This window comes from Xanthobacter wiegelii (genome assembly GCF_043193855.2).
GTDB lineage: Bacteria > Pseudomonadota > Alphaproteobacteria > Rhizobiales > Xanthobacteraceae > Xanthobacter > Xanthobacter flavus_A.
The window spans coordinates 3,691,842-3,718,260 of sequence record NZ_CM195529.1 but is presented as its reverse complement, the minus strand read 5'-3'; the positions used below and the strand labels follow the sequence as shown (position 1 = coordinate 3,718,260).

At 69.4% G+C, this 26,419-nt stretch carries 24 protein-coding genes; 7 read left to right on the top strand and 17 right to left on the bottom strand.

Annotated features, from left to right (window positions below; translation table 11 throughout):
• Positions 1-10 precede the first annotated feature (10 nt).
• Positions 11-1,078, bottom strand: a complete 1,068-nt coding sequence (locus V5F63_RS17295; RefSeq protein ID WP_394100771.1) for an ABC transporter substrate-binding protein — start codon at positions 1,076-1,078, stop codon at positions 11-13.
• 91 nt (positions 1,079-1,169) lie between these two features.
• Entirely contained in the window at positions 1,170-1,880 is a 711-nt protein-coding gene (locus V5F63_RS17290) for an isochorismatase family protein (RefSeq protein ID WP_209484333.1), read from the bottom strand.
• 126 nt (positions 1,881-2,006) lie between these two features.
• On the opposite strand from V5F63_RS17290, the gene V5F63_RS17285 reads away from it, so the two are divergent.
• Entirely contained in the window at positions 2,007-2,900 is an 894-nt protein-coding gene (locus V5F63_RS17285) for a LysR substrate-binding domain-containing protein (protein ID WP_394028023.1), read from the top strand.
• 194 nt (positions 2,901-3,094) lie between these two features.
• On the opposite strand, the gene V5F63_RS17280 is transcribed toward V5F63_RS17285, so the two are convergent.
• Genes V5F63_RS17280 through V5F63_RS17255 form a run of 6 tightly spaced genes read right to left on the bottom strand, consistent with a single transcriptional unit; the run spans position 3,095 to position 10,606 of the window.
• Positions 3,095-4,921 (bottom strand): BatD family protein, encoded by a 1,827-nt coding sequence (locus V5F63_RS17280; RefSeq protein WP_394100772.1) that lies wholly within the window; start codon positions 4,919-4,921, stop codon positions 3,095-3,097.
• Entirely contained in the window at positions 4,918-6,984 is a 2,067-nt protein-coding gene (locus tag V5F63_RS17275; protein ID WP_394100773.1) for a VWA domain-containing protein, read from the bottom strand. The genes V5F63_RS17280 and V5F63_RS17275 overlap by 4 nt, the downstream gene beginning before the upstream one ends.
• Positions 6,984-8,036, bottom strand: a complete 1,053-nt coding sequence (locus tag V5F63_RS17270) for a vWA domain-containing protein (protein WP_394100774.1) — start codon at positions 8,034-8,036, stop codon at positions 6,984-6,986. The genes V5F63_RS17275 and V5F63_RS17270 overlap by 1 nt, the downstream gene beginning before the upstream one ends.
• A complete protein-coding gene (locus V5F63_RS17265; protein ID WP_394100775.1) occupies positions 8,033-8,656 on the bottom strand; it encodes a DUF4381 domain-containing protein in 624 nt (207 codons plus the stop codon). The genes V5F63_RS17270 and V5F63_RS17265 overlap by 4 nt, the downstream gene beginning before the upstream one ends.
• Positions 8,653-9,624: a DUF58 domain-containing protein gene (locus V5F63_RS17260; RefSeq protein WP_394100776.1), complete on the bottom strand. Its 972-nt coding sequence runs from the start codon at positions 9,622-9,624 to the stop codon at positions 8,653-8,655. The genes V5F63_RS17265 and V5F63_RS17260 overlap by 4 nt, the downstream gene beginning before the upstream one ends.
• A 13-nt stretch (positions 9,625-9,637) precedes the next feature.
• Positions 9,638-10,606 carry an AAA family ATPase gene (locus V5F63_RS17255; RefSeq protein ID WP_209489835.1) on the bottom strand — a complete coding sequence of 323 codons (969 nt, stop codon included), beginning with the start codon at positions 10,604-10,606 and terminating at the stop codon, positions 9,638-9,640.
• Positions 10,607-11,042: 436 nt separating this feature from the next.
• Here V5F63_RS17255 and V5F63_RS17250 point away from each other — a divergent pair, with 436 nt between their 5' ends.
• Genes V5F63_RS17250 through V5F63_RS17235 form a run of 4 tightly spaced genes read left to right on the top strand, consistent with a single transcriptional unit; the run spans position 11,043 to position 16,130 of the window.
• The gene (locus V5F63_RS17250; RefSeq protein ID WP_394100777.1) at positions 11,043-12,296 is read left to right on the top strand and encodes a sarcosine oxidase subunit beta family protein; all 1,254 of its coding nucleotides are present in this window, start codon (positions 11,043-11,045) and stop codon (positions 12,294-12,296) included.
• 9 nt (positions 12,297-12,305) lie between these two features.
• Positions 12,306-12,593, top strand: a complete 288-nt coding sequence (locus tag V5F63_RS17245; protein ID WP_209484316.1) for a sarcosine oxidase subunit delta — start codon at positions 12,306-12,308, stop codon at positions 12,591-12,593.
• Positions 12,593-15,598: a sarcosine oxidase subunit alpha family protein gene (locus V5F63_RS17240; RefSeq protein WP_394100778.1), complete on the top strand. Its 3,006-nt coding sequence runs from the start codon at positions 12,593-12,595 to the stop codon at positions 15,596-15,598. Before V5F63_RS17245 ends, V5F63_RS17240 begins: the two co-directional genes overlap by 1 nt.
• Positions 15,591-16,130, top strand: coding sequence for a sarcosine oxidase subunit gamma (locus tag V5F63_RS17235; RefSeq protein WP_394100779.1), 540 nt, complete (start codon positions 15,591-15,593; stop codon positions 16,128-16,130). The genes V5F63_RS17240 and V5F63_RS17235 overlap by 8 nt, the downstream gene beginning before the upstream one ends.
• Before the next feature lie 4 nt (positions 16,131-16,134).
• Here V5F63_RS17235 and V5F63_RS17230 read toward each other — a convergent pair whose 3' ends face one another.
• From V5F63_RS17230 to V5F63_RS17215, 4 genes are all read right to left on the bottom strand, one after another.
• A complete protein-coding gene (locus V5F63_RS17230) occupies positions 16,135-16,842 on the bottom strand; it encodes a hypothetical protein (RefSeq protein WP_394100780.1) in 708 nt (235 codons plus the stop codon).
• A 107-nt stretch (positions 16,843-16,949) separates the two neighbouring features.
• Positions 16,950-18,656, bottom strand: a complete 1,707-nt coding sequence (locus tag V5F63_RS17225; protein WP_394100781.1) for a uracil-xanthine permease family protein — start codon at positions 18,654-18,656, stop codon at positions 16,950-16,952.
• Positions 18,657-18,883: 227 nt separating this feature from the next.
• A complete protein-coding gene (locus V5F63_RS17220) occupies positions 18,884-19,198 on the bottom strand; it encodes a hypothetical protein (RefSeq protein WP_209484308.1) in 315 nt (104 codons plus the stop codon).
• A gap of 98 nt (positions 19,199-19,296) precedes the next feature.
• Positions 19,297-19,494 carry a DUF2735 domain-containing protein gene (locus V5F63_RS17215; RefSeq protein WP_209484306.1) on the bottom strand — a complete coding sequence of 66 codons (198 nt, stop codon included), beginning with the start codon at positions 19,492-19,494 and terminating at the stop codon, positions 19,297-19,299.
• Between the two features lie 539 nt (positions 19,495-20,033).
• Between V5F63_RS17215 and V5F63_RS17210 the strand changes: the two genes are divergently transcribed.
• Both V5F63_RS17210 and tam read left to right on the top strand, forming a co-directional pair.
• The gene (locus tag V5F63_RS17210; RefSeq protein ID WP_209484304.1) at positions 20,034-21,068 is read left to right on the top strand and encodes a glutamine synthetase beta-grasp domain-containing protein; all 1,035 of its coding nucleotides are present in this window, start codon (positions 20,034-20,036) and stop codon (positions 21,066-21,068) included.
• Between the two features lie 334 nt (positions 21,069-21,402).
• Positions 21,403-22,176 (top strand): trans-aconitate 2-methyltransferase, encoded by a 774-nt coding sequence (gene tam / locus V5F63_RS17205; RefSeq protein ID WP_394100782.1) that lies wholly within the window; start codon positions 21,403-21,405, stop codon positions 22,174-22,176.
• 188 nt (positions 22,177-22,364) lie between these two features.
• Here the strand turns inward: tam and V5F63_RS17200 are convergent, their stop codons facing one another.
• From V5F63_RS17200 to V5F63_RS17180, 5 genes are all read right to left on the bottom strand, one after another.
• Positions 22,365-23,156: a MetQ/NlpA family ABC transporter substrate-binding protein gene (locus V5F63_RS17200; RefSeq protein WP_394028033.1), complete on the bottom strand. Its 792-nt coding sequence runs from the start codon at positions 23,154-23,156 to the stop codon at positions 22,365-22,367.
• A 29-nt stretch (positions 23,157-23,185) separates the two neighbouring features.
• On the bottom strand, positions 23,186-23,872 hold the full coding sequence (locus tag V5F63_RS17195; protein WP_371744954.1) for a methionine ABC transporter permease: 687 nt from the start codon (positions 23,870-23,872) through the stop codon (positions 23,186-23,188).
• The gene (locus V5F63_RS17190) at positions 23,865-25,007 is read right to left on the bottom strand and encodes a methionine ABC transporter ATP-binding protein (RefSeq protein WP_209484298.1); all 1,143 of its coding nucleotides are present in this window, start codon (positions 25,005-25,007) and stop codon (positions 23,865-23,867) included. The genes V5F63_RS17195 and V5F63_RS17190 overlap by 8 nt, the downstream gene beginning before the upstream one ends.
• A gap of 283 nt (positions 25,008-25,290) precedes the next feature.
• Positions 25,291-25,854, bottom strand: a complete 564-nt coding sequence (locus V5F63_RS17185) for a TetR/AcrR family transcriptional regulator (protein ID WP_394100783.1) — start codon at positions 25,852-25,854, stop codon at positions 25,291-25,293.
• Positions 25,854-26,318 carry a nuclear transport factor 2 family protein gene (locus V5F63_RS17180; protein ID WP_394100784.1) on the bottom strand — a complete coding sequence of 155 codons (465 nt, stop codon included), beginning with the start codon at positions 26,316-26,318 and terminating at the stop codon, positions 25,854-25,856. The genes V5F63_RS17185 and V5F63_RS17180 overlap by 1 nt, the downstream gene beginning before the upstream one ends.
• Positions 26,319-26,419: the final 101 nt, after the last annotated feature.

Below are 26,419 nucleotides of genomic sequence, written 5' to 3'. Positions count from 1 at the left end.
GGAGCCTCGCTCAGCGGGCGATGTTCTTGTTCCACCACTCCAGCCATTCCGCCGTATTCTTGGCCACGTGCGCGTAATCGGGGAACTTCAGCGCGGCGGCCTCGGCGGCGGTGAAGTCCACCTTCGCCTTGAGTTCGGGGGACAGCTCCGCCTTGCCGTTGGCCGGTGCGTAGAAGCTCGCGCCGGCAAGGCCGGCCATGGCCTTCGGGTCCAGCATGGCGTTGAAATAGATCAAGGACAACTCGGGGCTCGGCGCCTTCTTCGGCAGCGCCGCGCCGAACATCACCGCGATGGCGCCTTCGGACGGGTAGCCGATGGCGAGGGGCGCGCCGTCATTGGCCCATTGCAGGCCGCGCGCCTTGTAGTTCACCGCAATGTCCACTTCGCCATTGACGAGGCCCGCGCCGAGCTGCTGGTGGGCAGCGTAGATGCGCGGCTGGGTCAGTTCCTTCAACTCGATGAGGCGCGCCTTGCCCTCCTCGGTATTCGTCACGTTGCCGCCCTTAATCAGACCGGCCATCATGATGTAGTTGAAATAAAGCTGGTTGGTGAGGCCGATCTTCCCGGCCCATTTCTTGTCCCACAGCTCGGCATAGGACTTGGGCGGGTTCGGCACCTTGTCCTTGTTGTAGACGATGGTCACGCCGCTGTAGAGCCACGGCACGAAGAAGGGCTTGGACTTCAGCGCCGGCACCACGTTCGCGTAATTGGGGACCTTGGAGAAGTCGATGTTCTCGATCACCTCCTGCCCGTAAAGCTCGACGCTGTCGCCCTCGTTGATGTGGATGACGTCGATGGTGCCGCGACGCAGGCGCTTCTCGGCGATCAGCTTCGCCTTGCGCTCGGGCTCCATGCCGAGGTCGCGGACGATCTTGATGCCCTGGCTCTCCACGAGCGGGGCTTCCACGAACTTGATGGTGCGTTCGTTCCAGTCGCCGCCCCAGTTGGAGACGACGAGGGTCTTGTCCTGCGCGCGGGCAAGGCCGGGCAAAGAGAGAGCGGCGGCGCCCGCGCCGAGGCCGGCGAGGATCGCACGGCGGGAGGGCGCGCCGGTGAGCTGGTCGATGAGCTTGGTCATGTTCGCCTCTGGATTATGATTTGAAGTCGAACGCGTAAAACCGGCGGCGCTGGGGGCGCCACCGGCAGGTGTCTTCAGATGTGTTCCGGCCTCACGCCGCCGCCTTGGACTTGCCGCCCACCTCGTCGAGATAGGCGATGCAGCGCTCCAGCGGCTCCACGTCGGCGAACTTGGCGTCGATGTCGAACAGGTTCCACGCCACCGCGCCGGGCACGCGATCACCGATGCATTCCTTCACCGCGATGGTGCGGAAGCCCTCGGCGAGGCCATCGCACAGCGTGGTGCGCACGCAGGCCGAGGCGGTGACGCCCGTGACGAGGATGGTGTCCACATTGTTGGCGCGCAGGAAGCCGGCGAGATAGGTGCCGTGGAAGGCGGAGGCCCGCTTCTTGACGAGCACCTGCTCGCCCGTCACCGGCTCGATACGGCTGTCGATGGCCCAGAGCTCGGGCTTGGCCTGGTCCACCACCTCGATCGGGATCTTGTGGTGCCACAGGCCCATGTCGGTGGCGGCCTTGGTCTCGTCCGTCACCTGATAGCAGGTGGTGACATGGACGACGGGATGGCCGTTGCGCCGGCAGGCGGCGAGCAGCGCCTGCACGCCGGGGATGATCTGGTCGTCGATCTTCTCGCAGGTGAAGGGATTGCCCGGGCGGGTCCACGCATTCGCGAGGTCCACATTGATAAGCGCCGGCCGCCGGCCGAAGCCGACCCGCCGCTGGAAGCCGTTGCGCTTGTAAAGCTCGGTTGCCTGCTCGAAGGCGCGCGTCAGCGCTGCGTCGAGGTCTTCCTCGAAGGCCATGTCCTTGATCCCTGATGGTTTTGTGCCCGTTGCCACCGAGCTCGCAGGGACAAGATTGGGGGAGGTCAGCCGGCTTGGGAAATTCTAATTTCGTCGCTATTGATATCCTGTGTGGTATCAATAGCGATGCGCTTCGATCTCCGCCACATCCGCTGCTTCGTCATCCTCGCCGAGGAACTGCATTTCGGCCGCGCCGCCCAGCGCGCCCACATGACCCAGCCGGGCATGAGCCGCCTCATCCGAGATCTGGAGCAGGACGTCGGCGTGCCCCTGTTCGCCCGCACCACGCGCACGGTGGTGCTCACCGAAGCCGGCAAGGCCTTCCTCGCGGAAAGCCGCGAGGCGCTGGCGCGTCTGGAGCGGGCTGTCACCAGCGCGCGGCGCACGGCCGGCGGTGAGGTCGGCGTGCTGCGCATCGGCTACATGGATTTCGCCATCAACGGCCGGCTGCCGGAATTTCTCAACGCCTTCAGTCGCTACCGGCCGGAAATCCGGCTGGAGCTGTTGTTCACGCCGACGCTCAAGCAGCAGGAGGCCCTTTATGCCGACCGCATCGACATCGGCTTCATGATCGGTCCGTTCGAGGAGGCGGGCATGGAGAGCTACACCTTCGACGATCATCGCTATGTGGCGCTGCTCCCCATCACCCATCCACTCTCCAATGTGCGGGTGCTGCGCCTCGCCGACCTTGCCGACCAGCCATTCGTGCTCGGGTCGGGCGAGAACTGGGGCGCCTTCCGCACCGCCTTCTTCGCCGTCTGTCACCGCGCCGGCTTCAGCCCCCGCATCGTGCAGGAGGCGTCGTCCTCCGAAGGCATCTTCGGGCTGGTAGCGGCGGGGGCCGGGGTGTCGGTCTATGCGAGCTGCGTGCGGAATGTACAGCGGCGCGGCATCGTCATCCGCGATCTCGACGACGTGGCCGACAAGCTCATCACCTGCGCCGCCTGGGCCACCCCGGTGCGCGCACCGGCCGTGACCGTCTTCACCGACTACATGCGGCGGGTGTGGGGTGGAAGTTGAGCGGTGCTTCGCTCGGGCGCCGCACTGGTTTTGGCGTTGCCTTCGCTCAGGCGCCGCGCGGGCTTTATGGGTGGGTGCTTCGCTCAAACGCCGCGCGTGGTTTTGGCGTTGCCTTCGCTCAGGCGCCGCGCATGGTTTTGGCGCTGCCTTCGCTCAAACGCCGCGCGGGCTTAAGGGGCGCGCAGACCGCGCCCTCAGCGCGCCTTGGGATAGAGCGGGGCGAGGGTGCGGGCGGCGCGGGTTTGGGGTGGGGTGCGCGCGGCCTTGCGCTCCGCGGCGAAGGCGGTCCGGAAGCCGGCACCGTCCCACGTATCCCGCTCGCCGGCATAGAGGTGACGGCTGATTTCGTGCAGCGCCGCCGCCATGGCCGGTGTCCGGGCCGAGGCGGTGCCCGCATGGCCCGGCCCCGATGCGCGGTTCCAGTCGAGATAGGCGCGATAGGCGGCGGCGGCCTTGCCGGCCTTGCAGGCGGCCTCCACCGCGACGGCAGCGGTCTTCTCGTCGGGGAGGGATAGACGCGGCCGGCGCACGGCGGGGCGCGTGGGCGCGGGGCGGCCGGGGCGCGCGGGAAGGCCGGCGACGGGCCGTTCCGGCGGCGGGGAGGCGATGCGCGCCTTCCGGGCGGCGCGCCGGCCGGAGAACAGCAGGAAGCCGGCGATCATCACCACCACGAGCGCGATGGCGGCCATGTCGCGCAGGGGCAGCGGCGCGGCATCGGCGGCCGGGTCCGCCTGCGGCCGGGGGGCGTCCTTCGCCGTCGCCGGAGGCGGAGCGAGGCCGGCGGGATCGGCCGCTCCGGTCACCTGCAGCGTCACCGCCGGCAACTGGGCCATCTCGGCGCGGTTGGTCACGACGTTCCACCACGGGATGGTCACCGCCGGCAGGGTGATCGTTCCGGCGCGGGTGGGCACGACGCTGACGCGGACTTCCGCCACGGCGCCGGGGGCGCCGCCCACGGGTGCGGCCTCGGGGCGCTCCTCGTCGGCATACTGGCGCACGCCGTCCGTCTCCACCGGCTTCAGCGGCGGCAATTGGGCGGGGCTGGCGCCCTGAACCTCCAGCCGCAGCGTGCGGGTGAGGGCGACCCCCACCTTCGCCTTGGCCGGCGGACTGCTCCAGGTCTCCTTGAGGCGCACCGCGCGGGCCGGCAGGAACCAGCCGGTGACGCCAGCCGGCCGTGGCTGGACCGTCACCTCCACGGGATTGGAGAACACCGTGACCTTGCGCCCCGCATCGAAATTGCCGCCGAGCCACGGCATGGCAGGCCGCCCCATCGCCCGGGCCTGCTCCTGCGCGCCGGGCGGCGAGGTGGGGATGGTGGCGCGCAGGGCGACGGACGGGATCTGGATGGTGCCGGTGCGCTGCGGCCGCATGATGTAGCGCAGCTCCACCACGCGGAAGCGCCGCCGATCGAATACGCGCGCGTAGCTCTTCGGCTCACCCTCCTGCGAGAAGGTGGCGCCGTCCGCCGTGGGCGGATCGCCGGTCGCCCCGAGGGTCCCGACCCGGTCGTACATGCGCACGACGATGGGAATCTCGCTCTGGAGGAAGAAGGGCGGCGTTCCCAGCACGTCGACGGAGAGGGAGATCGGCCCGTCGTCCGGCGGCTCGGGGATGGCGGCGGCCGAGACGTTCATCTCGATGGGCGCGCTCGTCTCCGCGCCGAGGGTGAGGGGCGGGATGACGAGCCGGCCGGCGCGCTTGGGCGCCAGCAGCAGCACCCACTCGTTCACCTCCGCCATGCGGCCGCCGATAAGCTCCATGCGGCTGCGCTTGCCGCGGTCGAGGATCTCGAAATCCTTGTTGAGGGGCGCGACGTTGGGCGGTTCGAGGCTGTCCCGGCCGATGACGCTGAGCACCAGCTCGAAGGTGTCGCCCTGGTCGGCCGGCGGCTTCTCCACCGTGGCCTTGAAGCCGGCGGCGCCCGCGGCCGTCGCCCACAGCGCGAGGGCGAGGACCGCGATGGACGCGCGGGCGCGCGCCGGCGGGAGCAACAACGAGCGGAAGGCGGCGCCGGTCATCGCGCATCCTCCTCCGACAGAGTCACCGGGCGGCCGGTGTACTGGGCGCGGATGCGCGCGCGCAGCAGCCCGCCGGGGTCGTCCGGCACCTGCCGCAGCGCCTGCTCGCGGCTCTGGTCGTCGTCGCTGATGGACACCTGCGGCGGCGCGCCGGGCGGCGGCTTGGGCGGCGTCGGCTGGGCCACCTGCGACGGCGCGGTGGGTGGTGCCGCGAATTCCGCGTTGGGATCGGGCTTGGCGTCCGTCTCGCCGTCCTTGTCGTCCGGCATGGGCGGGGGCGGCGCCTTGGGCGTCACCGGAGCGGCGGGCACGTCGCCGGCCATCATCTCCGGCGACTGCGGAGGCTGTTGCGCGGGCTGCTGCGGTGGTTCCTGAAGCGGCGGCTGGGCGGGCGGCGGGGCGTCGGGCGGCGCCTGCCGGGCCTGCTCCTTCGAAGGAGGCGATTGCGAGGGCGGCGATTGCGGGGGCTGCTGCTGCGCCAGCTCGGGTGGGCGGCGCGGCGGCAGGGGCGCGGGCGGCGGCGGGGAACCGCCGGGCTGGGGCGTGTTCTGCGCGTCCTGCGGCTTGTCCCCGCCGGGCTTCTGGTCCTGCTTCTGGTCCGATTTGGGGTCGGGCTTGGCGTCCTTGTTCGGGTCCTTCTTCTGATCCTGCCCGCCGCCACCGCCACCGGCCTGGTTCTGCTTCTCGTCCTGCTTCTTCTTGTCTTCCTCTTGCTTCTTTCTGGCGTCGATCAGCTTCTGCACGAGGTCGCGGTTGAACTTGGCGTCGGCATCGTCGGGGGTGGCGGCCAGCGCCTTGTCGTAGGCGGCCACAGCCTCCTCCAGCTGTCCGGCGCGGGCGAGCGCGTTGCCGCGATTGTAGTCGCTGCCCGGCAGGCGGGAGAGGGCGGCCGCGGCGCCGGAATAATCGCCGGCCTTGTAGAGGGCATTGGCCTTCCAGGCGGGATCGTCGAACTTCTGCGCGGCGGCGGCGTAGTCGCCTCGGGCGAAGTCGGCCGCGCCCTGCTGGTCGGGACGCCACCACAGGTCGGCCCAGCTCTGCGGCAGGGATTGCGGGATCGTCTGCGCCTGCGCGCCATCGGGCGTCGCGAGGCCGCCGAGGGCGGCGACGGCGAGAACGGCGATCCAGCCCCGGCGGAAGGCGAGGGGGGCGAGCAGCACAGCGAGCAGCAGCACGAACGGCCCCATGTCCGCCCACACGTCGGCGGTGAAGCCCTCGCTGTCGGTGACGGCGCCGTTCGATGCGGCGACGGGGGGCAAAGCGGCGGCGATGTCGCGGTCATCGGCGGTGAGCGGCGTGAAGGTCCCCTGACCGGCCGTGGCGATGGCGGTCAGCGCCGCCGTGTCCACCGCCGGCGCGCCGTTGGCGCCCTCCGCGCCGACGCCGATGACATTGATCTTGTAGCCCTCCGCCGCCGCCGTCCTGGCGGCGACCTGCGTCTTGCCTGGCTCCTCGCCCGGCCCGTCGGTCACGAGCAGGATGCGGCCGCTCGCGGCGCCCGCGCCCCTGAGCAGATCGACGGCCATGGCGATGGCGTCCTGCGGGCGGTTCGCATTGCCGCGCATGAGGCGGGTGGAGAGGTCCGGCAGCATCTGCGCCACCAGCTGCGCATCCTGCGTCAGCGGCGCGGCGGCGAACGGGATGTCGGAATAGAGCACCAGCGCCACCTCGCTGCCCCGCATGCGCTGGAGCACGTCGGCGATCTTGTAGCGGGCGGCGATGAGGCGGGAGGGGCTGGCATCGGGCGCGTTCATGCTCGGCGACAGGCTGAGCGCGATCACCAGCGGGTCGAGCCGCCCCGTCACCGGCTGCGGCAGCTTCTGCCAGGTGGGGCCGGCCATGGCGAAGACGGCGGCGACCCAGCCGGTGAACAGCAGCACGGCCGGCCATTGCCCGCTTGCGCGCCGGCCGGGAAGGGCGAGATGGGCGAGAAGATGGGGATCGACCTCGCGCGCCCAGTCATTGCTGCCCGCGCGCAGCCGCCGATGCAGCAGGGCCGCGAGGAGCGCCGCCGGCAGCAGCGCCAGGAGCCATTCGGGGCGCAGGAAATGGAAGCTCGCCATCAGCGCGCCTCCGCGACGGGCAGGGCCTGGGCATCGGCGTCTGGAGCCGCCTGCGGCGCATGCACGGCGCCTCGGGCCGGCAGGCGCAGCATGAGAGCGGCGGCGAACAGGAAGCTTGCGATGAGCGCCGCGCCGAGGGGCCAGAAGAACAGGGTGAGCGCCGGCCGCACATATTGCGGATCGCCGGCCACCGGCTCCAGCTTGTCGATCTCGGCATAGATGCCGGCGAGGCCCTGCTGGTCGCGGGCACGGAAATACTTGCCGCCGGTTAGGCCTGAGATGGCCCTGAGCGTGCCCTCGTCGAGATCGGAGGAGGGGTTGAGAGCGCCGAAGGGCACGAACTCACCCGTGTCGGAGCCGACGCCGATGGTGTGGATGCGCAGATTTTCCTTGGCGGCGATGGCCGCCGCCTGGAGCGGATCGAGCACGCCTGAGGTGTTGGCGCCATCGGTGAGCAGCACCACCACCCGTTCCTTCTCCGGCCCGTCGCGCAGGGTCTTCACCGCAAGGCCGATGGCGTCGCCGATGGAGGTGTTGTTGCCGGTCATGCCAATGGTGGCCTCGGCCAGCAGCGCGCGCACCGCACGGCGGTCGAGGGTGAGGGGTGCCTGCACATAGGCGCGGGTGCTGAAGAGAATGAGGCCCACCCGGTCGCCGGCCCGGCGGGCGATGAAGTCGTCGGCCACCTGCTTCACCACCTGGAGGCGGTCCATGGGCCGGGCGAGGGAGAGGTCGCGCTGCGCCATGGAGGCGGACAGATCGATGACCAACATGATCTCGCGCCCCTCCACCGGCACCTCCACCGGCCGGCCCACATAGACGGGCTGGGCGGCGGCGATGACGAGGAGCGTCCAGATGAAGGCGAGAACCGCGAGCCGCGTCAGGCGCCACGCCGGGCGGCCGGGCGTCACCAGTCCGGCGCGGGCGAGCTCGGCGAAGAAGGGCAGGCGTAGCGCGCCGGCCTTCTGCTCGCGGGCGCGCGGCACCAGCATGCGGGCGAGGAGGGGGGCCGGCAGCAGCGCCAGCATCCAGGGCCAGGCGAGCGTGATCATCGGCGCGCCCGGATGTGGCGCCGCACGGCGTCGGCGAGGGTGGCCGGGGTGATGCTGCCGGCCGCCACCTGCTCCGCAGTCTCAGGCGGCATGTAGGGCGCGCGGGCGAGGAAGGCCGCCTCGCGTGGGGCGAACGGCGCGCGGCCGGTGACCAGAAGGCGCGCCCAGGCTTCGCCGGTGAGCGTCGCCTTCGCCTCCCCGGACTCCGCACGCACCAGCCGGCGCAGCACATCGGAGGCGGCGACGGCGACGGCGTGGGTGTTGTCGGGCTCGGCCCGGCCGACCTCGGCATCGAACATTTTCAGGGCCTTGTAGGCGAGCGTCTGCCGCCAGCGCCATTCGCGCACGGCGAGAATGACGAGCACCAGCACCACCAGCCCGGCCAGCATGTACCAGCCCGGTGCCAGCGGGAAGATCGGAACATCCGGTGGCAGATGGATGTCGCGCAGCGCCGCCAGCGGGTCTTCCGCCGAGCCCGGCGCGGGCGGAGGCGGGGGCGTGTTTAGGAAGTCCGGCGTCTGGAAATTCGGCGGTGTCGCCGTGCCGGGCGGCGGAATGAGTGTGGGGCCGGTGGCGGCGGGCGGCACCGTTGTCGCGGGCGCGGGTGCGGGGCTGGTCATCGTGCCACCGCCCGTGCGGTTCCGGTCGCCCCCGCCCGCGCGGTGATGGCGGCCTGCCGCATCCGCTCGGGATTGAGGACCTCCGCCGGGTCGCAGCCGGTCTCAAGGTCCATCAAGGTGAGGCCGCGCTCGCGGCAGAGCCGCTCCAGCGCGCCGCGCCGCTCGGCGAACCGGCGGGCATAGCCCTCGCGCAGCGATGTGCGGGTGCCGTCCAGCCGGGCGACCGCCGCACCGTCGGTGACGGGGAAGACGCCGCCGGAGGGCATCTGCGTTTCCAGCCGGTCATAGACGAAGAGGCAGGTGACGTGCCCGTCGAGCGCGATGCGGCCGAGCTCGCGGGCGGCGTGCTCGTCGAGGTCGGCGAAGTCGGAAACGAGGAAGATCAGCGTGCCGGGCTTCACCAGCGGCCGCAGGCGGGCCAGCGCCTCGCCCAATGTCGGCTCGGCGCCGGGCGGGCCGAGGCGCTCGGCCGTGGCATCGGCGATGGCCCGGACGAAGGCGAGAATGCGCCGGCGAGTGCGCTCGGCGCGCAGCGCGATGATGCCGGAGGGCGCCAGCACCAGCCCGCCCACCCGGTCGCCGCCGCCGATGCCGATCCAGGCCAGCACCGCCGCCGCCTTGGCCGCCAGCACGGACTTGAAGCAGTCGCGCGTGCCGAAGCGCATGGAGGCGCGCGCATCCACCAGCACCAGCACCGGGCGCTCGCGCTCCTCCTGGAACAGCTTGGTGTGCGGCTTCCCGGTGCGGGCCGTGACCCGCCAGTCGATGGTGCGCACATCATCGCCGGGGTGGTAGACGCGCACCTCGTCGAATTCCATGCCGCGGCCGCGGAAGGAGGAGCTGTGGCCGCCATAGAGCTGGCTGCTGACGCGCTTGCCGCCCGAAAAGCCGCCCTGGACGCGCGGACGCGCCGCTACGAGATCGGCGAGGCGGGCGACGACGCCCCGGAGCGGATCGCGCTCGGCCATGGAGTGTGTCGCCTCAGCCCACCGGCACCCGGGCCAGCAGCAGGTCGATGAAGTCGTCGCTGGTCACGCCGTCGGCCTCGGCCTCGAAGGTCATGAGCACGCGGTGGCGCAAGACCGCCTTGGCGATGGCCTGCACGTCCTCGGGGATCACGTAGTCGCGCTTGCGCCGCCACGCATGGGCGCGGGCGCAGCGGTCGAGGGCGATGGTGCCGCGCGGGCTGGCGCCGAAGCCGACGAGGCCCTGAAGGTCCGCGCCGTAGAGCTCGGGACGGCGCGTCGCCTGCACCAACTGGAGCAGATATTCCTCCACCTGCTCCGCCATGTGGACGGCCAGCACCTCGCGCCGGGCGGCGAAGACCACCTCCTGCGGCAGCGGCTGGCCGAAGTCGGGCGCCTCGCCCCGCGCCTCGCCGCGCACGAGGCGCAGGATCTCGCGCTCGGCGTCGATGTCCGGGAAATCGATGCGCACATGCAGCAGGAAGCGGTCGAGCTGCGCCTCGGGCAGGGGATAGGTGCCTTCCTGCTCGATGGGGTTCTGGGTCGCCATCACCATGAACAGGGGGGGCAGCCGACGGGTGGTGCGCCCCACCGTCACCTGACGCTCGGCCATGGCCTCCAGCAGCGCCGACTGCACCTTGGCGGGGGCGCGGTTGATCTCGTCGGCGAGGATGAAGTTGTGGAACACCGGCCCTTCCTGGAACTGGAAGCTGCCGTCTTCAGGGCGGTAGATGTCGGTGCCGGTAAGGTCGGAGGGCAGAAGGTCCGGCGTGAACTGGATGCGCTGGTCGGTGAGGTCGATGGCATGGGCCAGCGCCTTGATGGCCTTGGTCTTGGCAAGGCCGGGCGCGCCTTCCACCAGCAGGTGGCCGTCCGCCAGAACGGCGATCAGCAGCAGCTCGACGAAGGCCGGCTGCCCGAGGATGCAGGCATTCATGTAGACGGAGAGGTCGTCGAAGGCGCGGGCGAGCCCGGCGCGGTCCATCACCGGCTGGCGCGCGCGGGCGGCGGAGACAGACGCGGGCGGCTCCCGGCGGGCGGCATCGAGGAAGGACGCATCTCGGCTCGTGCTCATCTCTTGCTCGCGCTCGACTCTCAGGTTCGGCCACGGGCAGGGCCGTGACAGGTGCTCGCGCTCCATCCGGCATCGGTGCAGGGGGATCGCCTCGTCGGCTCCTTATAGCGCCGCGGCTTCCGCGTCACACCTTATCTTGCGTTCATTTTTCAGGCATGGCGCCACCTTATGGCCGGCCGCGCCGGAGCCGGAGGAGCAGACGTCGCCGTGGCAAACAGTGCGGAAGAGCGAGCGGTGTGTCGTCTTTGTTCCAGATCGCTGTCGCATTCCCACGAGAGCGTGACCCCGGCCGGGCGCATTGTCGCGGGCGAACAGGGATCACCCCGGATACCCACCAGGGACACCGATGCGCCGCTTCTCGCTACCCACCCTCCTCGCCGAGGCGCTGAACGCCCATCAGGGCTGGAGCCGCCAGTGGCGCAACCCGGCGCCCAAGCCGGCCTATGATGCCCTCATCATCGGCGGGGGCAGCCACGGGCTCGGCGCCGCCTATTACCTCGCCAAGGAGCATGGCCTCCGCAACATCGCGGTGTTGGAGAAGGGCTGGATCGGCGGCGGCAATTCCGGCCGCAACACCACCATCATCCGCTCCAACTACCTGTTCGACGAGAGCGCCGCTCTATACGAGCACGCGGTGAAGCTGTGGGAAGGGCTCTCGCAGGAGCTGAACTACAACGTCATGTTCTCCCAGCGCGGCGTTCTGATGCTGGCCCATAACCAGCACGACGTGCAGAGCTTCAAGCGCCACGTCTATGCCAACCGCCTCAACGGCATCGACAATGAATGGCTGACGCGGGACGAGGCGAAGGCCTTCTGCCCGCCGCTGAACATCTCGCCCGACATCCGCTATCCGGTGCTCGGCGCGGCCCTTCAGCGGCGCGGCGGCACGGCGCGGCATGATGCGGTGGTGTGGGGCTATGCCCGTGGCGCGGACGCGCTCGGTGTCGACATCATCCAGAATTGCGAGGTCACAGCCATCAATCGCGGGCCGGACGGGGCGGTGACCGGGGTCGAGACCACGCGCGGGCCGATCGGGGCGAAGAAGATCGGCGTCTCGGCGGCGGGGCATACCTCCATGGTCATGGCCATGGCCGGGGTGCGGATGCCGCTGGAGAGCTTCCCGCTGCAGGCGCTGGTGTCCGAGCCGGTGAAGCCGTGCTTTCCCTGCGTGCTGATGTCCAACGCGGTGCACGCCTACATCTCACAGTCCGACAAGGGCGAACTCGTCATCGGCGCGGGCACGGACCAATACGTCTCCTACAGCCAGCAGGGTGGCCTCCACATCACCACCCACACGCTGGATGCCATCTGCGAGCTGTTCCCCGAGTTCACGCGCATGAAGATGCTGCGCAACTGGGGCGGTATCGTCGACGTGACGCCGGACCGCTCGCCCATCATCGGCAAGACGCCGGTGAAGGGCCTCTATGTGAATTGCGGCTGGGGCACGGGCGGCTTCAAGGCGACGCCGGGCTCGGCCCATGTGTTCGCTTATACCATCGCCCGCGACGAGCCCCACCCCATCAACGCCCCCTTCACCCTCGACCGCTTCCGCACCGGCCGCCTCATCGACGAGGCGGCGGCGGCAGCGGTGGCGCATTGAGATAGGCCCATGCTGCTCGTTCCCTGTCCCTATTGCGGCCCGCGCCCCGAGGTGGAATTCCGCTGCGGCGGCGAGGCGCACATCGCCCGTCCCGCCGATCCCGCCGCCCTCGATGACGCCGCCTGGGCCGAATACCTCTTCGCCCGCACCAGCCCCAAGGGCGTCCACGCCGAGCGCTGGCTGCACGCCCACGGCTGCGGCCGCTGGTTCAATGCCTTGCGCAACACGGTGAGCGACGCCTTCATCACCACCTACGAGATGGGCCAGCCGCGTCCCGACATCGGGGGAGGCCGCTGATGGCGCAGGATTTCCGCCTTCCCGGCCGGGGCCGGATCGACCGCGCGAAGCCCGTCGCCTTCACCTTCAACGGTCGCACCGTCGAAGGCTATCAGGGCGACACGCTCGCCTCGGCGCTGCTGGCCAACGGCATCAGGCTGGTGGGCCGCTCGTTCAAATATCACCGTCCGCGCGGGGTGCTGACCCATGGCGCGGACGAGCCCAACGCCCTCTTCCGCGTGGATCGCGGCCCTGGCCGAGCCGATCCCAACAACCGGGCGACGGTGGTGGAGGCGGTCGCGGGGCTCAAGGTGTCCTCGCAAAACCATTGGCCGTCGCTGGAGCACGACATCGGGCAGGTGAACGATCTCGTCGCGCCGGTGCTGACGGCCGGCTTCTACTACAAGACCTTCATGTGGCCGCGCTCCTTCTGGGACAAGCTCTATGAGCCCGCCATCCGCGCCGCCGCCGGCCTCGGCGTCGCGCCCGACGTGCCGGATGCCGACCGCTACGTCCATCGCAATGCCCATTGCGACGTGCTGGTCGTCGGTGCCGGCCCGGCCGGCCTCGCCGCGGCGCTGGCGGCGTCGGAGACGGGCAAACGGGTGATCCTCGCCGACGAGCAGGCGGAGATGGGCGGCGGTCTGCTGGCCGATGCCATCTCCACCATCGATGGCAAGAGCCCGTCGGCCTTCGTCGCGGATGCGCTGACGATGCTGGCGGGACGGGCGAACGTGACGCTGCTCCCCCGCACCACGGCCTTCGGCTATTACAACCACAACCACGTGGTCCTCACCGAGCGCGTGACGGACCACCTCGCCGCCCCCGACCCCAAGCTCCCGCGCGAGCGGCTGTGGCAGGTGCGGGCGAAGGAGGTGGTGCTCGCCACCGGCGCCCACGAGCGCCCGCTTGCCTTCGCCGACAATGACCGGCCGGGCATCCTGCTGGCCGAAAGCGTGCGCACCTATGTGAACCGCTACGCCGTCGCGCCGGGCCGCCGCATCGTCTTCGCAACCAACGGCGCCTCCGCCTATCGCGCCGCGGCCGATGCAAAGGCGGTGGGGCTGGACGTGACGATCGTGGACCTGCGCCCCGAGGCGGAGATCGGCCCCGAGCGGGGGCTCGCCTCCGGCATCGAGATACTCGCCGGGCATACGGTGGTCGGCTCCACCGGCGGCAAGGCGGTGACGGGGCTCATCGTGGCACCGCTGTCGGGCGGGCGCGTCGGCGCGCGTCGGACGCTGCCGTGTGATTGCGTGGGCATGTCCGGCGGCTGGACGCCGGCCGTGCATCTCTTCTCCCAGTCGCGCGGCAAGCTCGTCTTCCGCACCGAGATCGACGCCTTCGTGCCGAGCACATCCGTGCAGGCGGAGCGCTCGGCCGGCGCGTGCAAGGGCACCTATGACCTTGCCGCCATCCTCGCCGAGGGGTGGGCGGCCGGCGCGGACGCGGCCGGCGTGCCTTCCGCCCGCGCCTTCGCGGCGGCGCCCGCCACGCCCACCGGCTTCAGGCCCGCGCGGGTGCTGCCCACCGATGCGGACCCCAAGAAGGTGCGCGCCTTCCTCGATTTCCAGAACGACGTGACCGCCAAGGACATCGGCCTTGCCGTGCGCGAGGGGTTCGAGAGCGTCGAGCATGTGAAGCGCTACACCACCAACGGCATGGCCACCGACCAGGGCAAGACCTCCAACATGGCCGCCCTCGGCCTCGTTTCGGAGATCCTGGCGAAGGACATCCCGCAGGTGGGCACCACCACCTTCCGCCCGCCCTACACGCCCGTCACCTTCGGCGCCATCGTCGGCACGGCGCGGGGCGAGACCTTCGACCCCATCCGCATCGCGCCGCTGCACGACTGGGCGGTGGAGCAGGGCGCCAAGTTCGAGAACGTCGCCTTGTGGCGCCGCGCCTGGTACTTCCCCAAGGCGGGGGAAGACATCCACGCGGCGGTGGCGCGCGAATGCCGCGCGGTGCGCAATGGCGTCGGCCTGCTCGATGCCTCGACGCTCGGCAAGATCGAGGTGGTGGGGCCGGATGCGGCCGAATTCATGAACCGCATCTATCCCAACGCCTGGACGAAGCTTGAACCCGGCAAGTGCCGCTACGGCCTGATGCTGAAGGAAGACGGCTTCATCCTCGACGACGGCATCGTCGCCCGCATGGCCCCCGACCGCTTCCACGTCACCACCTCCACCGGCGGCGCGCCCCGCGTGCTGGCGCACATGGAGGATTATCTCCAGACCGAGTGGCCGGACCTCGACGTCTTCCTCACCTCCATCACCGAGGAGTGGGGCGTCATCGCCGTGCAGGGGCCGCGGGCGCGGGACGTGCTGGCGCCCTTCGTGACCAGCATCGACCTGTCGGCGGAAGCTTTCCCCCACATGGCGGTGCGCGAGGGGGAGATCCTCGGCGTGCCGACACGGCTCATGCGCGTGTCCTTCACCGGCGAGCTCGGCTTCGAGATCAATGTGCCCGCGGACTATACGCGGGCCGTGTGGGAGGTGCTGTTCGAGTACGGCGAGCGCTTCGGAATCACCCCCTATGGCACCGAGACGATGCATGTGCTGCGCGCCGAGCGCGGCTTCATCATCGTCGGGCAGGAGACGGACGGCACCGTGACGGCGGACGACCTCGGCCTCGGCGGCATGGTCTCCAAGGTGAAGAAGGATTTCGTCGGCAAGCGCTCGCTGGCCCGGCCGGACATGGCGCGGGCGGATCGCAAGCAACTGGTCGGCCTCCTCTCCGTCGACGGCCGCACGGTCTTGGATGAAGGGGCGCAGATCGTCGCCGACACCGCCCAGCCCGTTCCGATGAAGATGCTGGGGCACGTCACGTCGTCCTATTTCAGCCCGACCGTCGGGAACCCGATCGCCCTCGCGCTCGTTTCTGCGGGCAGAACACGACTGGGCGAAACGCTTCACGCGACAACCCCCGGCGGCTTCACGCCGGTGAAAGTGGTGGCGCCCGTCTTCTTCGATGCAGAAGGCATTCGCGTGAACGGCAGCATCGAAGGTTCGACCCATGCGTGAGTCCCCCGTTACGGCCTTTCGCGCCCCCGTCCTTCCCCCTGTCTCCACCGGCTTCGTGCGCGCGCTTCCGTCCGCCGACCGCTTCGCATTGCGCCTCAAGGGCGAGCGCGTGGCTGCCGGCGGGTTCGACCTCACGGGGCCGCTCAACAGCGTGCGCGGCACGCCCGAGCGCTTTGCCGCCCGGATCGGGCCGGACGAATGGCTGCTCGCCTGTCCGGCGGGCGAGGGGAGGGCGGCGGAAGCGGCCCTCGACGCCGATCTTGCCGGGCGCTTCTTCTCGCTGGTGGCGGTGGGGCACCGGAATGCGGCGATCGCCGTTTCTGGCCCGCATGCGGCGGACATCCTGAACGCCGGCATCGCGCTCGACCTCTCCGACACCGCCTTCCCGCCGGGCTCGGCGACCCGAACCTTGCTGGGCAAGGCCGAGGTGGTGGTGGTGCGCACCGGCGACGACTTCCGGGTGGAGTGCTGGCGCTCCTTCGCGCCCTATGTCCACGCCTTCCTTCAGGAGGCGGCGCGGGAATTCGGCTGAGGTCTCACTTCTTCAGCTCGCGCACCTCGGCAGGCCTCTGGTTGATGGTGGTGCCCGTGGCGTCCGGGATGAATTCCAGCGGAACCGCCAGCATCCGGCCGCAGGCGGCGACCGTCCATGTCTCGCGCCATGGTCCGGTCTCCGGCGCCTTCTTGTCGCCGGAGGAAAGGCCGAACCCGTCGAAGGCGGTATCCGCCACCTCCATGTCCTTGCAGTCGCGCACCTTGGTGCCGGCGCCGATGAAGGCATAAGTGAGCGCGTCGCGCTGGAGCACCACATTGGCGCGGGTGCGGCCCGGCAGCGTGACGAGGAAGCGCACGCCCGACGGCTCGGCCCGGAACAGGATGTTGATGATCCGCTCCGCGCCGCAGCCCGAGACGGGATAATGCCCCCACCATGCGCCGGATTTCGGCAGGCCCTTGGCATCGAAGGCTACATCCTGCTGCAGCGTCACCGACACGTTGCCGTCGGTGAGAGAGGCGCAGGCGGGCAGCGAGACGGGGGGCACCTTCTTCCAGGCTGCGGCCAGTGCGGCCCGGTAGGCGTCCGAATAGAGATAGCTCTGGAATTTCTTCGGATCGGTTGCCTCCGGAGCTGTCGCCGCCCATCCGGTTCCCACCTGGAGGAGGAGCAGGCCGAGCATGAGGCCGGCGGGGCCCGGCCCAGTGCGGCGCGCGGCCCGGGTCCGGCCGTTGGTGTGGAAGATCGGCATGGTCCTGCCCCCAACGGTCTTGCCCCCAATGGTCCTGCCCCTGGGTCGCGCGATCGGAATTCAGCAGGCATACCACTGGCGCTCGGACCCCGCCATGCAGGGCTGCGCTACTGGTCCACTTCGCAGCGCAATTCCTGCCGCCCGTCCGGCAGCGTGCGGCGGTGGGTGCGGTCGGACAGACGGGTGATGAGGAGGAAGGTGACGCCATTGAGCATCGCCTCCTCATCCGCGCCGACATCGAATGTCGGCTTCGGCCCCGGCTGAAGTGCGCGTCCGGCCCAGGTGAAGGACACGTCCAGCACGAACTCGTCGAACCGCGTCGTCACCTCCACCGGTCCCTCCACCAGAGACGGGGCGGCGGTGGCGAATTCCTCCGCGATCTGGGCGATGCGCCCCACCTCGTCGGTGCGCGCGCCATCGGCGGCGGCGCTGTCCATGAGGAACTGGCGAAGAACGGCATGCCCCTCCGCCGGAGACCAGACGAGGCGGCGGCTCTTCACCGCGCCGATGCGGAACAGGGCATTGAGCGCGAGCGCTGTGAACAGCCCCAGCACCAGCGACGAGGTGACGATCTCGTGCACCGTCTCGGAAAGCGCCCGCGCGTAGAAATCCGGAATCTCGTCGAAGGAAATGCCGATGAGGAAGCCGAGGCCCACCACGATGGTGCGGCGCGCATCCAGCAGCCGTTGGCCGAGGATGGAGATGCCCGACAACACGATGAAGGCGGAGGCGAACAGCAGCGCCGCCCCGAGCACCGGACGGGGGATCGCCATCACCGCCACCGAGGAGCCGGGGATGAAGGCGAGCGCGATCCAGCCGATGCCGACGCCGAGCCCCACCCGGCGCGCCTTCACCTCGGTGGCGACGGAGAGGCCCACACTGGCCGAATAGGTATTGAGGCCCATGGTGCCGATGAGCCCGGCGCACAGGGTGCCCAGGCCGTCGGCCATCACGCCGGCCTCGATGTTGGCATAATCCGGCCGGCGCCAATTGGGATCATTGGCGCGCTGGCTCGCCACCATGTCGCCGAAGCTGCGCAGGATGCAGGCGAGCGCCCCGGCGAGGAAGCCGGGCAGCAGCCCGATGCTGAAGCTCGGCACCACGATCGGCCAGCGGATGAGCTCCAGCATGGGCTTCACGCTCACCTGCGGCAGCGGTGCGCCGATGCCGAGGGCGAAATGCACCGCCGTGCCCACGGCGAGCCCCACCAGCACCGCCATGGCGCGCCACGGCGGGCTGCCCCAGGCGGCGAGGGCGATCATCACCACGAGGCCGGCTGCCGCGCCGCCGCTGCCGGTGAGGGTGACGCTGGCCATGGACTGGCTGTAGCCCACCATCAGCTTGATGGCGACGATGCCGAGGATGATGCCGATGAGCATCACCACCAGCCCGACGATCTCGACGGGCAGGAAGGGGCGCACGCGGTGCATGATCCGGCTGAACAGCACCTCGGCGAGCCCGGCCGCAATCGTCATGCCCGCCACCGCCTCCAGCCCGCCCGCGCGGGCGGTAAAGAGGGCGGCGGGCAGATAGGCGGCGGTGAAGACGGCGGGCAGGAGATAGCCGCAGCCGACTCGGGGCAGGAACAGAAGTGGCCGGCCCCAGCATTGGAACAGGGTCGCCACCCCCATGGCCAGCATGGCGAGGTCCAGATAGCGCCGCTGCATCTCGGCATCGGCGCCGGCCGCCTGCGCCACCAGCAGCGGGAACACCAGCGTCACCGCCATCAGGCCCATGTGCTGGGCCACGGAGCCCAAAAGCACCGCGAGCGGCGGGTGAGAATCGTGATCGTAACGCAGCCTGCCGCTTCCCACGCGCCTCTCCCCCAAACCGGCCGCTTGGCGGCTCTTCGTCTGCTCTGCCGAGACCCCGCTCAGGGCGGCCCGCGCGACTCATCTCGAATGGCGCGTGACCGCATGAGGCGATCCGGCGGAAACCGGCCGGGCCAGCCTAAAGGGTTTGGGAAAAAGGGGAAAGCGCTCTGGAGGCCCTGTCCCGCGCGCCGTGCGCGGGACCCTTGCCAGCAGGGCAGGCCGCGCGGCTACAGCGCCACGTAGATGAACTTGTCGGCCTTGAGGGCGGGGTAGTTGGCGCGCAGCGCGGTGGCGATCTTGCCCACCAGATCCTTGTCGCCAGCTGCGGAGGGGCCGACGAAATCGGTGCCGGCCATCCAGGTCTCGAAGAAGCCGTGGAGGCCCTCGTCATAGTCCGCGCCGGTGGGATTGGCGGTCTTGTCGGCGAGGGTGGCGATGCCGTCCTTGCTCACTTCCAGTCGCCAGTCGCGGTCATCGACCACGGAGCCGATGAGGGCAGCAAGCTCCGCGTTCGTCCAGTCTGTCTTGAGGTCGAGGGCCATTGTCGCAAGTCCTACCCGAAAAGGTCTCGGGCAGGGCTCACGCAAGAAGCGGTCCAGCGCGGGCGAGGCGGCGAGGCGCCCCGCTCCCCCGGCGCGGATCAGCGACGGTTGGGGAGGTCGGCGGCCTTTACCGCCTCTTCGTGATACCAGCTGCTTCCGATCACGGCCTGCGCGGCTCCCATGGCGGCGATCTCGGCGGCCCATTTCGCCTCTTTGGCGGGCATGCCGTTCTTCGCGCCATTCTTCACTGGGAAGACATAGATTTTCGCCGTCTCGCGCTCGTGGTTCGCAGTCATCACTCCGGTCTCCTGTCCGATGAGCCTCCTAGGCGCCATCACTTGCAGACTTCATAACATGATTTGCCCCGTACATATACATCAATACGGGCAAATTTTAGTTTAATGCCTAAATTTTAGGCACAACTAAATTGACATCAGTCCGCCGATTTATTTGGGCGTTTGCTGCATGGCCCGCGCGCGTCTTTCGCAGTGCAGCGTGGTGCCTCTTCCTAAGCGTGGGTGCCGCGGTTTTGTTCCCGCGCTTCTGCCGATTATACCCCGGCGCAAGGTCGGTGATCGGCAGATGCACAGGTCTTGGGCTGTGCGCCTAACGCTTCGGCCGATTCATGATGCATCGATGAGCGGCTTACGCAGCGGACGCGTGCAGAAAGCCCTTGTCCGGCTACGGGATCCCGGCTGGCACGCGGATTGCTAGATAAGCGCCGGCCCCCGCGGCCGGTGGATCCTTCACGGCCGGACGCTTCAAAGAGTTCCTGAAACAAAGAGTTCGAGAAGCAAAGTTCCGAATTTCACGTCATCGGCTCAGAGAGACTGCAATGCCAAAGTTTAAGCTCGAGTATATCTGGCTCGACGGCTACACCCCGGTTCCCAATCTCCGGGGCAAGACCCAGATCAAGGAATATGACGTGTTCCCGAGCCTCGAAGAGCTGCCGCTCTGGGGCTTCGACGGTTCGTCCACCCAGCAGGCCGAGGGCCGCAGCTCGGACTGCGTGCTGAAGCCGGTCGCCATCTATCCCGACCCGGCCCGCACCAACGGCGCCCTGGTGATGTGCGAAGTGATGATGCCGGATGGCGTCACCCCGCACCCCACCAACAAGCGCGCCACCATCCTCGATGATGCCGGCGCCTGGTTCGGCTTCGAGCAGGAATACTTCTTCTACAAGAACGGCCGTCCGCTCGGCTTCCCCGAGGCCGGCTATCCCGCGCCGCAGGGCCCCTATTACACGGGCGTCGGCTTCAAGAACGTGGGCGATGTCGCCCGCACCATCGTCGAGGAGCATCTCGACCTCTGCCTCGCCGCCGGGATCAACCACGAGGGCATCAACGCGGAAGTCGCGAAGGGCCAGTGGGAATTCCAGGTGTTCGGCAAGGGCTCCAAGAAGGCCGCCGACGAAGTGTGGATGGCCCGCTACCTGCTCCTGCGTCTCACCGAGAAGTATGGCGTGGACATCGAGTTCCACTGCAAGCCGCTCGGCGACACCGACTGGAACGGCTCGGGCATGCACGCCAACTTCTCCACGTCCTACATGCGTGAAGTGGGTGGCAAGGCGTATTTCGAGAACCTGATGGCGGCTTTCGAGGCCAACCTCGACGACCACATCGCCGTCTATGGCCCGGACAACCACATGCGCCTCACCGGCAAGCATGAGACCGCGCCGTGGAACAAGTTCTCCTACGGCGTCGCGGACCGTGGCGCGTCCATCCGCGTCCCCCACTCCTTCGTGAAGAACGACTACAAGGGCTATCTCGAGGATCGCCGCCCGAACTCCATGGGCGACCCCTACCAGATCGCCTCCCAGATCCTGAAGACCATTGCGTCGGTTCCCACCGACGTCTCGGCTGCGGCCTGACCACTTCGCCACGGCGCCCTCCGCGCGCCGTGGCGTTTTTTTGGGGTCCGGGACGGCCATTGCGTTCCGCTGCGGCCCGACCTTTCCGGCGCATGCTCTGCGGGCATTCCATCCAGAGCGCCTTGGGCGCCTTTCCTCCGGCTTTCGCCGTCGAGATCTCGCCGTCCGCACCCGATATTTTTCACGCCCCGACTGTCCCGCTCCCGCGGCGCGCGCCGCCGCCCGCAGAGAACTGCGCCATGCCCGTCGCCCCAGCGGCGAAGCTGGTATAAGCAGGGATATTCCTTGCGGCGCCGCGCCGTGGCGCCTCAGTCCCTCGCGCCGGGAGTCGCTGATGTCCGCCGACTGGAACGCCAGCCAGTATCTGAAGTTCGAGGACCAGCGCACCCGCCCGGCGCGCGATCTCCTCGCGGCGGTGCCGCTTGATGATGCGGCGTTCGTGGTGGATCTGGGGTGCGGACCCGGCAATTCCACCGAAATCCTCGCGCAGCGCTTCCCCCGCGCGGAACTCCTCGGCCTCGACACCTCGCCGGCCATGCTGGAGGCCGCCCGCGCCCGCCTGCCCGGCGTCGCCTTCGATCTCGCCGACGCCTCCACCTTCACCCTGCCGAAGCCGGCGGACCTGATCTACGCCAATGCCGTACTGCAATGGGTGCCGGACCACGCGGCGCTGCTGCCGCGGCTCATGTCCCTGCTGGCACCCGGCGGCGTGCTGGCGGTGCAGATGCCGGACAATCTGGAGGAGCCGTCCCATGTGGCCATGCGCGAGACCGCCATGTCCGGCCCCTGGGCGGACACGCTCCACGCTGCCACCCGCGCCCGCGCCGTTCTGCCCGAGCCCGGCGCCTATTACGACATGCTGAAGCCCCACGCGGCGGCGGTGGACGTGTGGCACACCATCTACAACCACCCGCTCGACGGCATCCCGGCCATCGTGGAATGGGTGAAGGGCACGGGCCTGCGGCCCTTCATCGATCCGCTGGAGGGCGACGAACGCACGCAATTCCTGGAGGAATACGCCGCCCGCCTCGCGGATTCCTATCTGCCGCGGGTGGACGGCAAGGTGCTCCTCGCCTTCCCCCGCTTCTTCATCGTTGCGGTGAAGTAAAGGCCCGCGCGGCGCCGGAGCGAAGAGAGGCGAGACTCACGCGCGCCTTTCCCGTTCTGTCATCGCCCGCCTTGTACGGGCGATCCACGGTGCCGTTGGAGGGATCTAGGACCGGCGAGCGCAGGACGCGCGGCGAGGTGGATCCCCCGGACAAGCCGGGGGATGACCGGGCGGAGGGGCGCGTACCGTCACCAGCTCGGCAGAACCGCGCCCTTGAAGGTCTCAAGGATGAACGTGCGCGTTTGCGGCGACTGGTAGGTCTCGACGAAGGTCTTCACCCACGGCTTGTCCTTGTCCTGCGCGCGCACGGCGATGACGTTCACATACGGCCCCTTGGGATCCTCGCGCAGGATGGGGTCCTTCACCGGGTCGAGGCCGGCCTCCTTGGCGTAATTGGTGTTGATGCCCGCCGCCGCGAGGTCGGGGAGGGAGCGGGGCAATTGCGCCGCGTCGATCTCCACGAACTTCAGCTTCTTCGGGTTCTCCACCACGTCGATCACGGACGCCTTCACGCCAACGCCGTCCTTGAGCTTGATGATGCCCTTGTCGGCGAGCAGCAGCAGCACGCGGCCGCCGTTGGTGGGATCGTTGGGAATGCCGATGGAGGAACCCGCGGGGATGTCCGCGAAGGTCTTGTACTTGGTGGAATAGATTCCGATGGGAAAGTTCACCGTGGTGCCCACGGAGACGATCTTGTAGCCGCGATCGGCGATCTGGTTGTCGAGATAGGGCTGGTGCTGGAAGGAATTGGCCTCGATGTCGCCGGACGACAAAGCGGCATTGGGCACGACATAGTCGGAGAACTCGATTACCTTGATGTCGAGCCCCTTCTTGGCCGCCTCTTCCTTCACCTTCTCCAGGATCTGGGCGTGCGGGCCGGGGGTGACGCCGACCTTGATGGTCTCGGCGGCGGCGGAAAACGCGACGAGGGAAATGCCGGCGGCAAGCGCCAGCGCCAGGGCCTTCATGGAAACCTCCATCTGAATTGGAAAGGATTGCGCGCCGGGGCTCAGCCGCGGCTGCGCTTGTCGAGGCGGCGGGCGAGGAGATCGCCGAGCGTCTGCACCGCCTGCACGAGGAGAATGAGCACGATCACCACCGCCGCCATCACCTCGGGCATGAAGCGCTGGTAGCCGAAGCGGATGCCGAGGTCGCCAAGGCCGCCGCCGCCCACCGCGCCCACCATGGCCGAGTAGCCGAGCAGCGACACGGCGGCGAGGGTGAGGGCCAGCGTGATGGCGGGCAGCGCCTCCGGCAGCAGTACCTTGGCGACGATCTGGATGGGGCTCGCGCCCATGGCCCGCGCCGCCTCCACCAGCCCCTGGTCCACCTCGCGGATGGCCGCCTCGATGAGGCGCGCGATGAAGGGCGCCGCCGCCACGGTCAGCGGCACGATGGCCGCGCTGGTGCCGATGGAGGTGCCCGCCACGAGGCGGGTGAAGGGGATGATGGCGACGACCAGGATGATGAAGGGCGTGGAGCGCGCCGCATTCACCACGAGGCCGAGGGTCTGGTTGAGCCACGGCGCGGCGAACAGCTCGCCCGCCCGGCTGGTGGCGAGGAACACGCCCAGCGGCAGGCCGATGAGCGTGCCGAGCGCGCCGGAGACGGCCACCATGTAGAGCGTCTGCTGGGTGGCGTCGATGATGAGGTCGACGATGGTGGGCGGCAGCAGGCCGAAGGTGATGTCAAACATAGCCGAGGACCTCCGCCGTCAGGTTGAGCCGCTCCACGGCATTGATGACGGCGCTCAGGGTGGGGGCGTCGCCGGGCACCGAGACCACGATGACCCCGAAGGGCGTGCCGGCGATTTCGTCCACCTGGGCCTGGATGATGTTCACGTCCACCGAGAGCAGGCGCGACACCCGCGACAGCACCGGGTCCTGTGCGTGCTCGCCAGTGAAGACGATGCGCAGCACGGCCTGGTCGCGTCCCTCGCGCGGCTCGGCGGACAGGCGCTCGGCGACGCGGCGCGGCAGGCTCTTGGCAGTGAGCGCGGCGAGGAAGGAGCGGGTGGTGGAATGGCGCGGGCGGGCGAACACCTCGTAGGTGGCGCCGTCCTCCACGATGCGACCGCCGTCGATCACCGCCACCTTGTCGGCCACCGCCTTGATGACCGCCATCTCGTGGGTGATGAGCAGCACGGTGAGGTTCAGTTCCGCATTCACCCGGCGCAGCAGCGCGAGGATCTGCTCGGTGGTTTCGGGATCGAGGGCGGAGGTGGCCTCGTCGGAGAGCAGCACGCGGGGGCGGGTGGCAAGCGCGCGGGCGATGCCGACGCGCTGCTTCTGGCCGCCGGAAAGTTCTGCGGGGTAGCGGTCGCGCTTGTCGGACAGGCCGACGAGATCGAGCAGCGGCTCCACCCGCGCCTTGATCTCGGCGCGCGGCACGCCGGCGATCTCCAGCGGCAGGGCCACATTGTCGAAGGCGGTGCGGCGCGCCAGCAGGTTGAAGTGCTGGAAGATCATGCCGATGGAGCGGCGCTCCTTGCGCAGCGCGGCCTCATCGAGGGCGCCGATGTCCACGTCGTCCACCAGCACGCGCCCGCCGGTGGGCTTCTCCAGCCCGTTGACGAGGCGGATGAGCGTGGACTTGCCCGCCCCCGACCGGCCGATGACGCCGAGGATCGCGCCTTCCGGCACGTCCAGCGTGATGTCGGAGAGGGCGTGCACCGCCGCATGGCCGCGGCGCGCCGGAAAGGTCTTCGCCACCCGCTCGAAGCGGATGATGGAGCGCGCGGGAGCCGGGATGGCGGCGGGAGAAACGACAGGCGAAACGGACGGTTCGGGGAGGGTGGGCACGGCGGCCGCCAAAGTCAGGGGGGCGTTCATGAAAGGCTCCGGCATCACCGGCTGTTCGTCAATCCGGTCCTTCGCCCGGCGCAGTTAAGCGGCGGTAGGGGGAGGGAACAGGCGGCTTGGGAAAGGATGGGTGTCGGCGCAACCGGGACTGGGCCGCGCTTGGCGCGGCATTCGGCGGTTTCACGCCGCTCCAGCGGCTGTCAGCGACACATCATCATGGCAGGGCCCATCCGTTCCGGGGCGAACATGGCGGCAATATCGTTCGGTTTATCGAACGCGTCAAGTCTGAATAAAGTTGATTATATTGGTCGGATTATAGCCCGTCCAGCAGCCGCCGGCCCAGCCGCTCCAGCGCCCGGCCGAACACGGCGGGATCATTCAGCGCGCGGGCCAGCACCAGCGCGCCCTGGATGGCGAGCACCGCCTCCTCCGCCCGGTCGTCCGCTTCAGCGGAAGGCAGGCCGGCGTGGGCGAGGGCGGCGGCGAGGGCATCGCGCCAGCGGGCGAAGTAGGATGCGACCGCTTCACCGAACCGATCCCGCACCTCGCCGAGGGCGAACACGCCCACGAGGCACACCCGCCGGCCGGAGCGGAAATAGGCATCGGTGCGCGCCAGCATGTCCCGCACGGCGGCGGCCGGGTCTTCGTCCGCGCGCAGGGGGGCGTAGACGTTGGCCTCGAACCAGCCGTCGATCTCCCGGAGCACGGCGGCCGCCATCTCCTCCTTCCCGCCGGGGAAGAAGTGATAGAGGCTGCCCTTGCCGAGCCCGGTGCGGGCGGTGATGTGGGCGAGGCTCGCCCCCTCGTATCCGTGCTCGCGGAACACCTCGCCCAGCAGGGGCAGGATGTCCGCGCGCTCGGCCACCGTTCGTGCCATCACATCCCCAGTTCGGTGAGGCCCGGATGGTCCGCCGGACGCGGGCCGAGGGGCCACAGGAAGCGGCGGTCGCTTTCGGCGATCGCCACATCGTTGATGGAGGCTTCGCGCCGGCGCATCAGGCCCTCGGCGTCGAACTCCCACTGCTCGTTGCCATAGGAGCGGTACCACGCGCCATCGGCATCATGCCACTCATACTGGAAGCGCACCGCGATGCGGTTGTCGTTCAGCCCCCACAGCTCCTTGATGAGGCGATAGTCCAGCTCCCGCCGCCACTTGGCGGTGAGGAAGGTGACGATCTCGGCGCGGCCGGCGAGGAAGTCCGAGCGGTTCCGCCAGCGGCTGTCCGGCGTGTAGGCGAGGGAGACGCGCTCCGGGTCGCGGGTGTTCCAGGCATCCTCCGCCATGCGCACCTTCTGCGCGGCGGTCTCGACGGTGAAGGGCGGCAGCGGCGGGCGGGCCATGGGTCTCTCCTGTACCAATCAGTCAATAATGTACTGAATGGTACAGATAGAGCCGCGAGTCAAGCGGCCCTCCCGTCCGGAAGGAGGGGAGGGCCGCTGGA

Excerpts from the sequence above, each read along its gene's own strand:
- V5F63_RS17245 (WP_209484316.1), top strand. The coding sequence starts at position 12,306 with ATGCTGCTCGTTCCCTGTCCCTATTGCGGCCCGCGCCCCGAGGTGGAA.
- V5F63_RS17250 (WP_394100777.1), top strand. The coding sequence starts at position 11,043 with ATGCGCCGCTTCTCGCTACCCACCCTCCTCGCCGAGGCGCTGAACGCC.
- V5F63_RS17270 (WP_394100774.1), bottom strand. The coding sequence starts at position 8,036 with ATGATCACGCTCGCCTGGCCCTGGATGCTGGCGCTGCTGCCGGCCCCC.
- V5F63_RS17195 (WP_371744954.1), bottom strand. The coding sequence starts at position 23,872 with ATGTTTGACATCACCTTCGGCCTGCTGCCGCCCACCATCGTCGACCTC.
- V5F63_RS17255 (WP_209489835.1), bottom strand. The coding sequence starts at position 10,606 with ATGGACCGCGCCGGGCTCGCCCGCGCCTTCGACGACCTCTCCGTCTAC.
- V5F63_RS17210 (WP_209484304.1), top strand. The coding sequence starts at position 20,034 with ATGCCAAAGTTTAAGCTCGAGTATATCTGGCTCGACGGCTACACCCCG.
- V5F63_RS17220 (WP_209484308.1), bottom strand. The coding sequence starts at position 19,198 with ATGGCCCTCGACCTCAAGACAGACTGGACGAACGCGGAGCTTGCTGCC.
- V5F63_RS17230 (WP_394100780.1), bottom strand. The coding sequence starts at position 16,842 with ATGCCGATCTTCCACACCAACGGCCGGACCCGGGCCGCGCGCCGCACT.
- V5F63_RS17260 (WP_394100776.1), bottom strand. The coding sequence starts at position 9,624 with ATGGCCGAGCGCGATCCGCTCCGGGGCGTCGTCGCCCGCCTCGCCGAT.
- V5F63_RS17295 (WP_394100771.1), bottom strand. The coding sequence starts at position 1,078 with ATGACCAAGCTCATCGACCAGCTCACCGGCGCGCCCTCCCGCCGTGCG.
- V5F63_RS17235 (WP_394100779.1), top strand. The coding sequence starts at position 15,591 with ATGCGTGAGTCCCCCGTTACGGCCTTTCGCGCCCCCGTCCTTCCCCCT.
- V5F63_RS17180 (WP_394100784.1), bottom strand. The coding sequence starts at position 26,318 with ATGGCCCGCCCGCCGCTGCCGCCCTTCACCGTCGAGACCGCCGCGCAG.
- V5F63_RS17185 (WP_394100783.1), bottom strand. The coding sequence starts at position 25,854 with ATGGCACGAACGGTGGCCGAGCGCGCGGACATCCTGCCCCTGCTGGGC.
- V5F63_RS17200 (WP_394028033.1), bottom strand. The coding sequence starts at position 23,156 with ATGGAGGTTTCCATGAAGGCCCTGGCGCTGGCGCTTGCCGCCGGCATT.
- V5F63_RS17215 (WP_209484306.1), bottom strand. The coding sequence starts at position 19,494 with ATGACTGCGAACCACGAGCGCGAGACGGCGAAAATCTATGTCTTCCCA.
- tam (WP_394100782.1), top strand. The coding sequence starts at position 21,403 with ATGTCCGCCGACTGGAACGCCAGCCAGTATCTGAAGTTCGAGGACCAG.
- V5F63_RS17190 (WP_209484298.1), bottom strand. The coding sequence starts at position 25,007 with ATGAACGCCCCCCTGACTTTGGCGGCCGCCGTGCCCACCCTCCCCGAA.
- V5F63_RS17290 (WP_209484333.1), bottom strand. The coding sequence starts at position 1,880 with ATGGCCTTCGAGGAAGACCTCGACGCAGCGCTGACGCGCGCCTTCGAG.
- V5F63_RS17240 (WP_394100778.1), top strand. The coding sequence starts at position 12,593 with ATGGCGCAGGATTTCCGCCTTCCCGGCCGGGGCCGGATCGACCGCGCG.
- V5F63_RS17280 (WP_394100772.1), bottom strand. The coding sequence starts at position 4,921 with ATGACCGGCGCCGCCTTCCGCTCGTTGTTGCTCCCGCCGGCGCGCGCC.
- V5F63_RS17275 (WP_394100773.1), bottom strand. The coding sequence starts at position 6,984 with ATGGCGAGCTTCCATTTCCTGCGCCCCGAATGGCTCCTGGCGCTGCTG.
- V5F63_RS17265 (WP_394100775.1), bottom strand. The coding sequence starts at position 8,656 with ATGACCAGCCCCGCACCCGCGCCCGCGACAACGGTGCCGCCCGCCGCC.
- V5F63_RS17285 (WP_394028023.1), top strand. The coding sequence starts at position 2,007 with ATGCGCTTCGATCTCCGCCACATCCGCTGCTTCGTCATCCTCGCCGAG.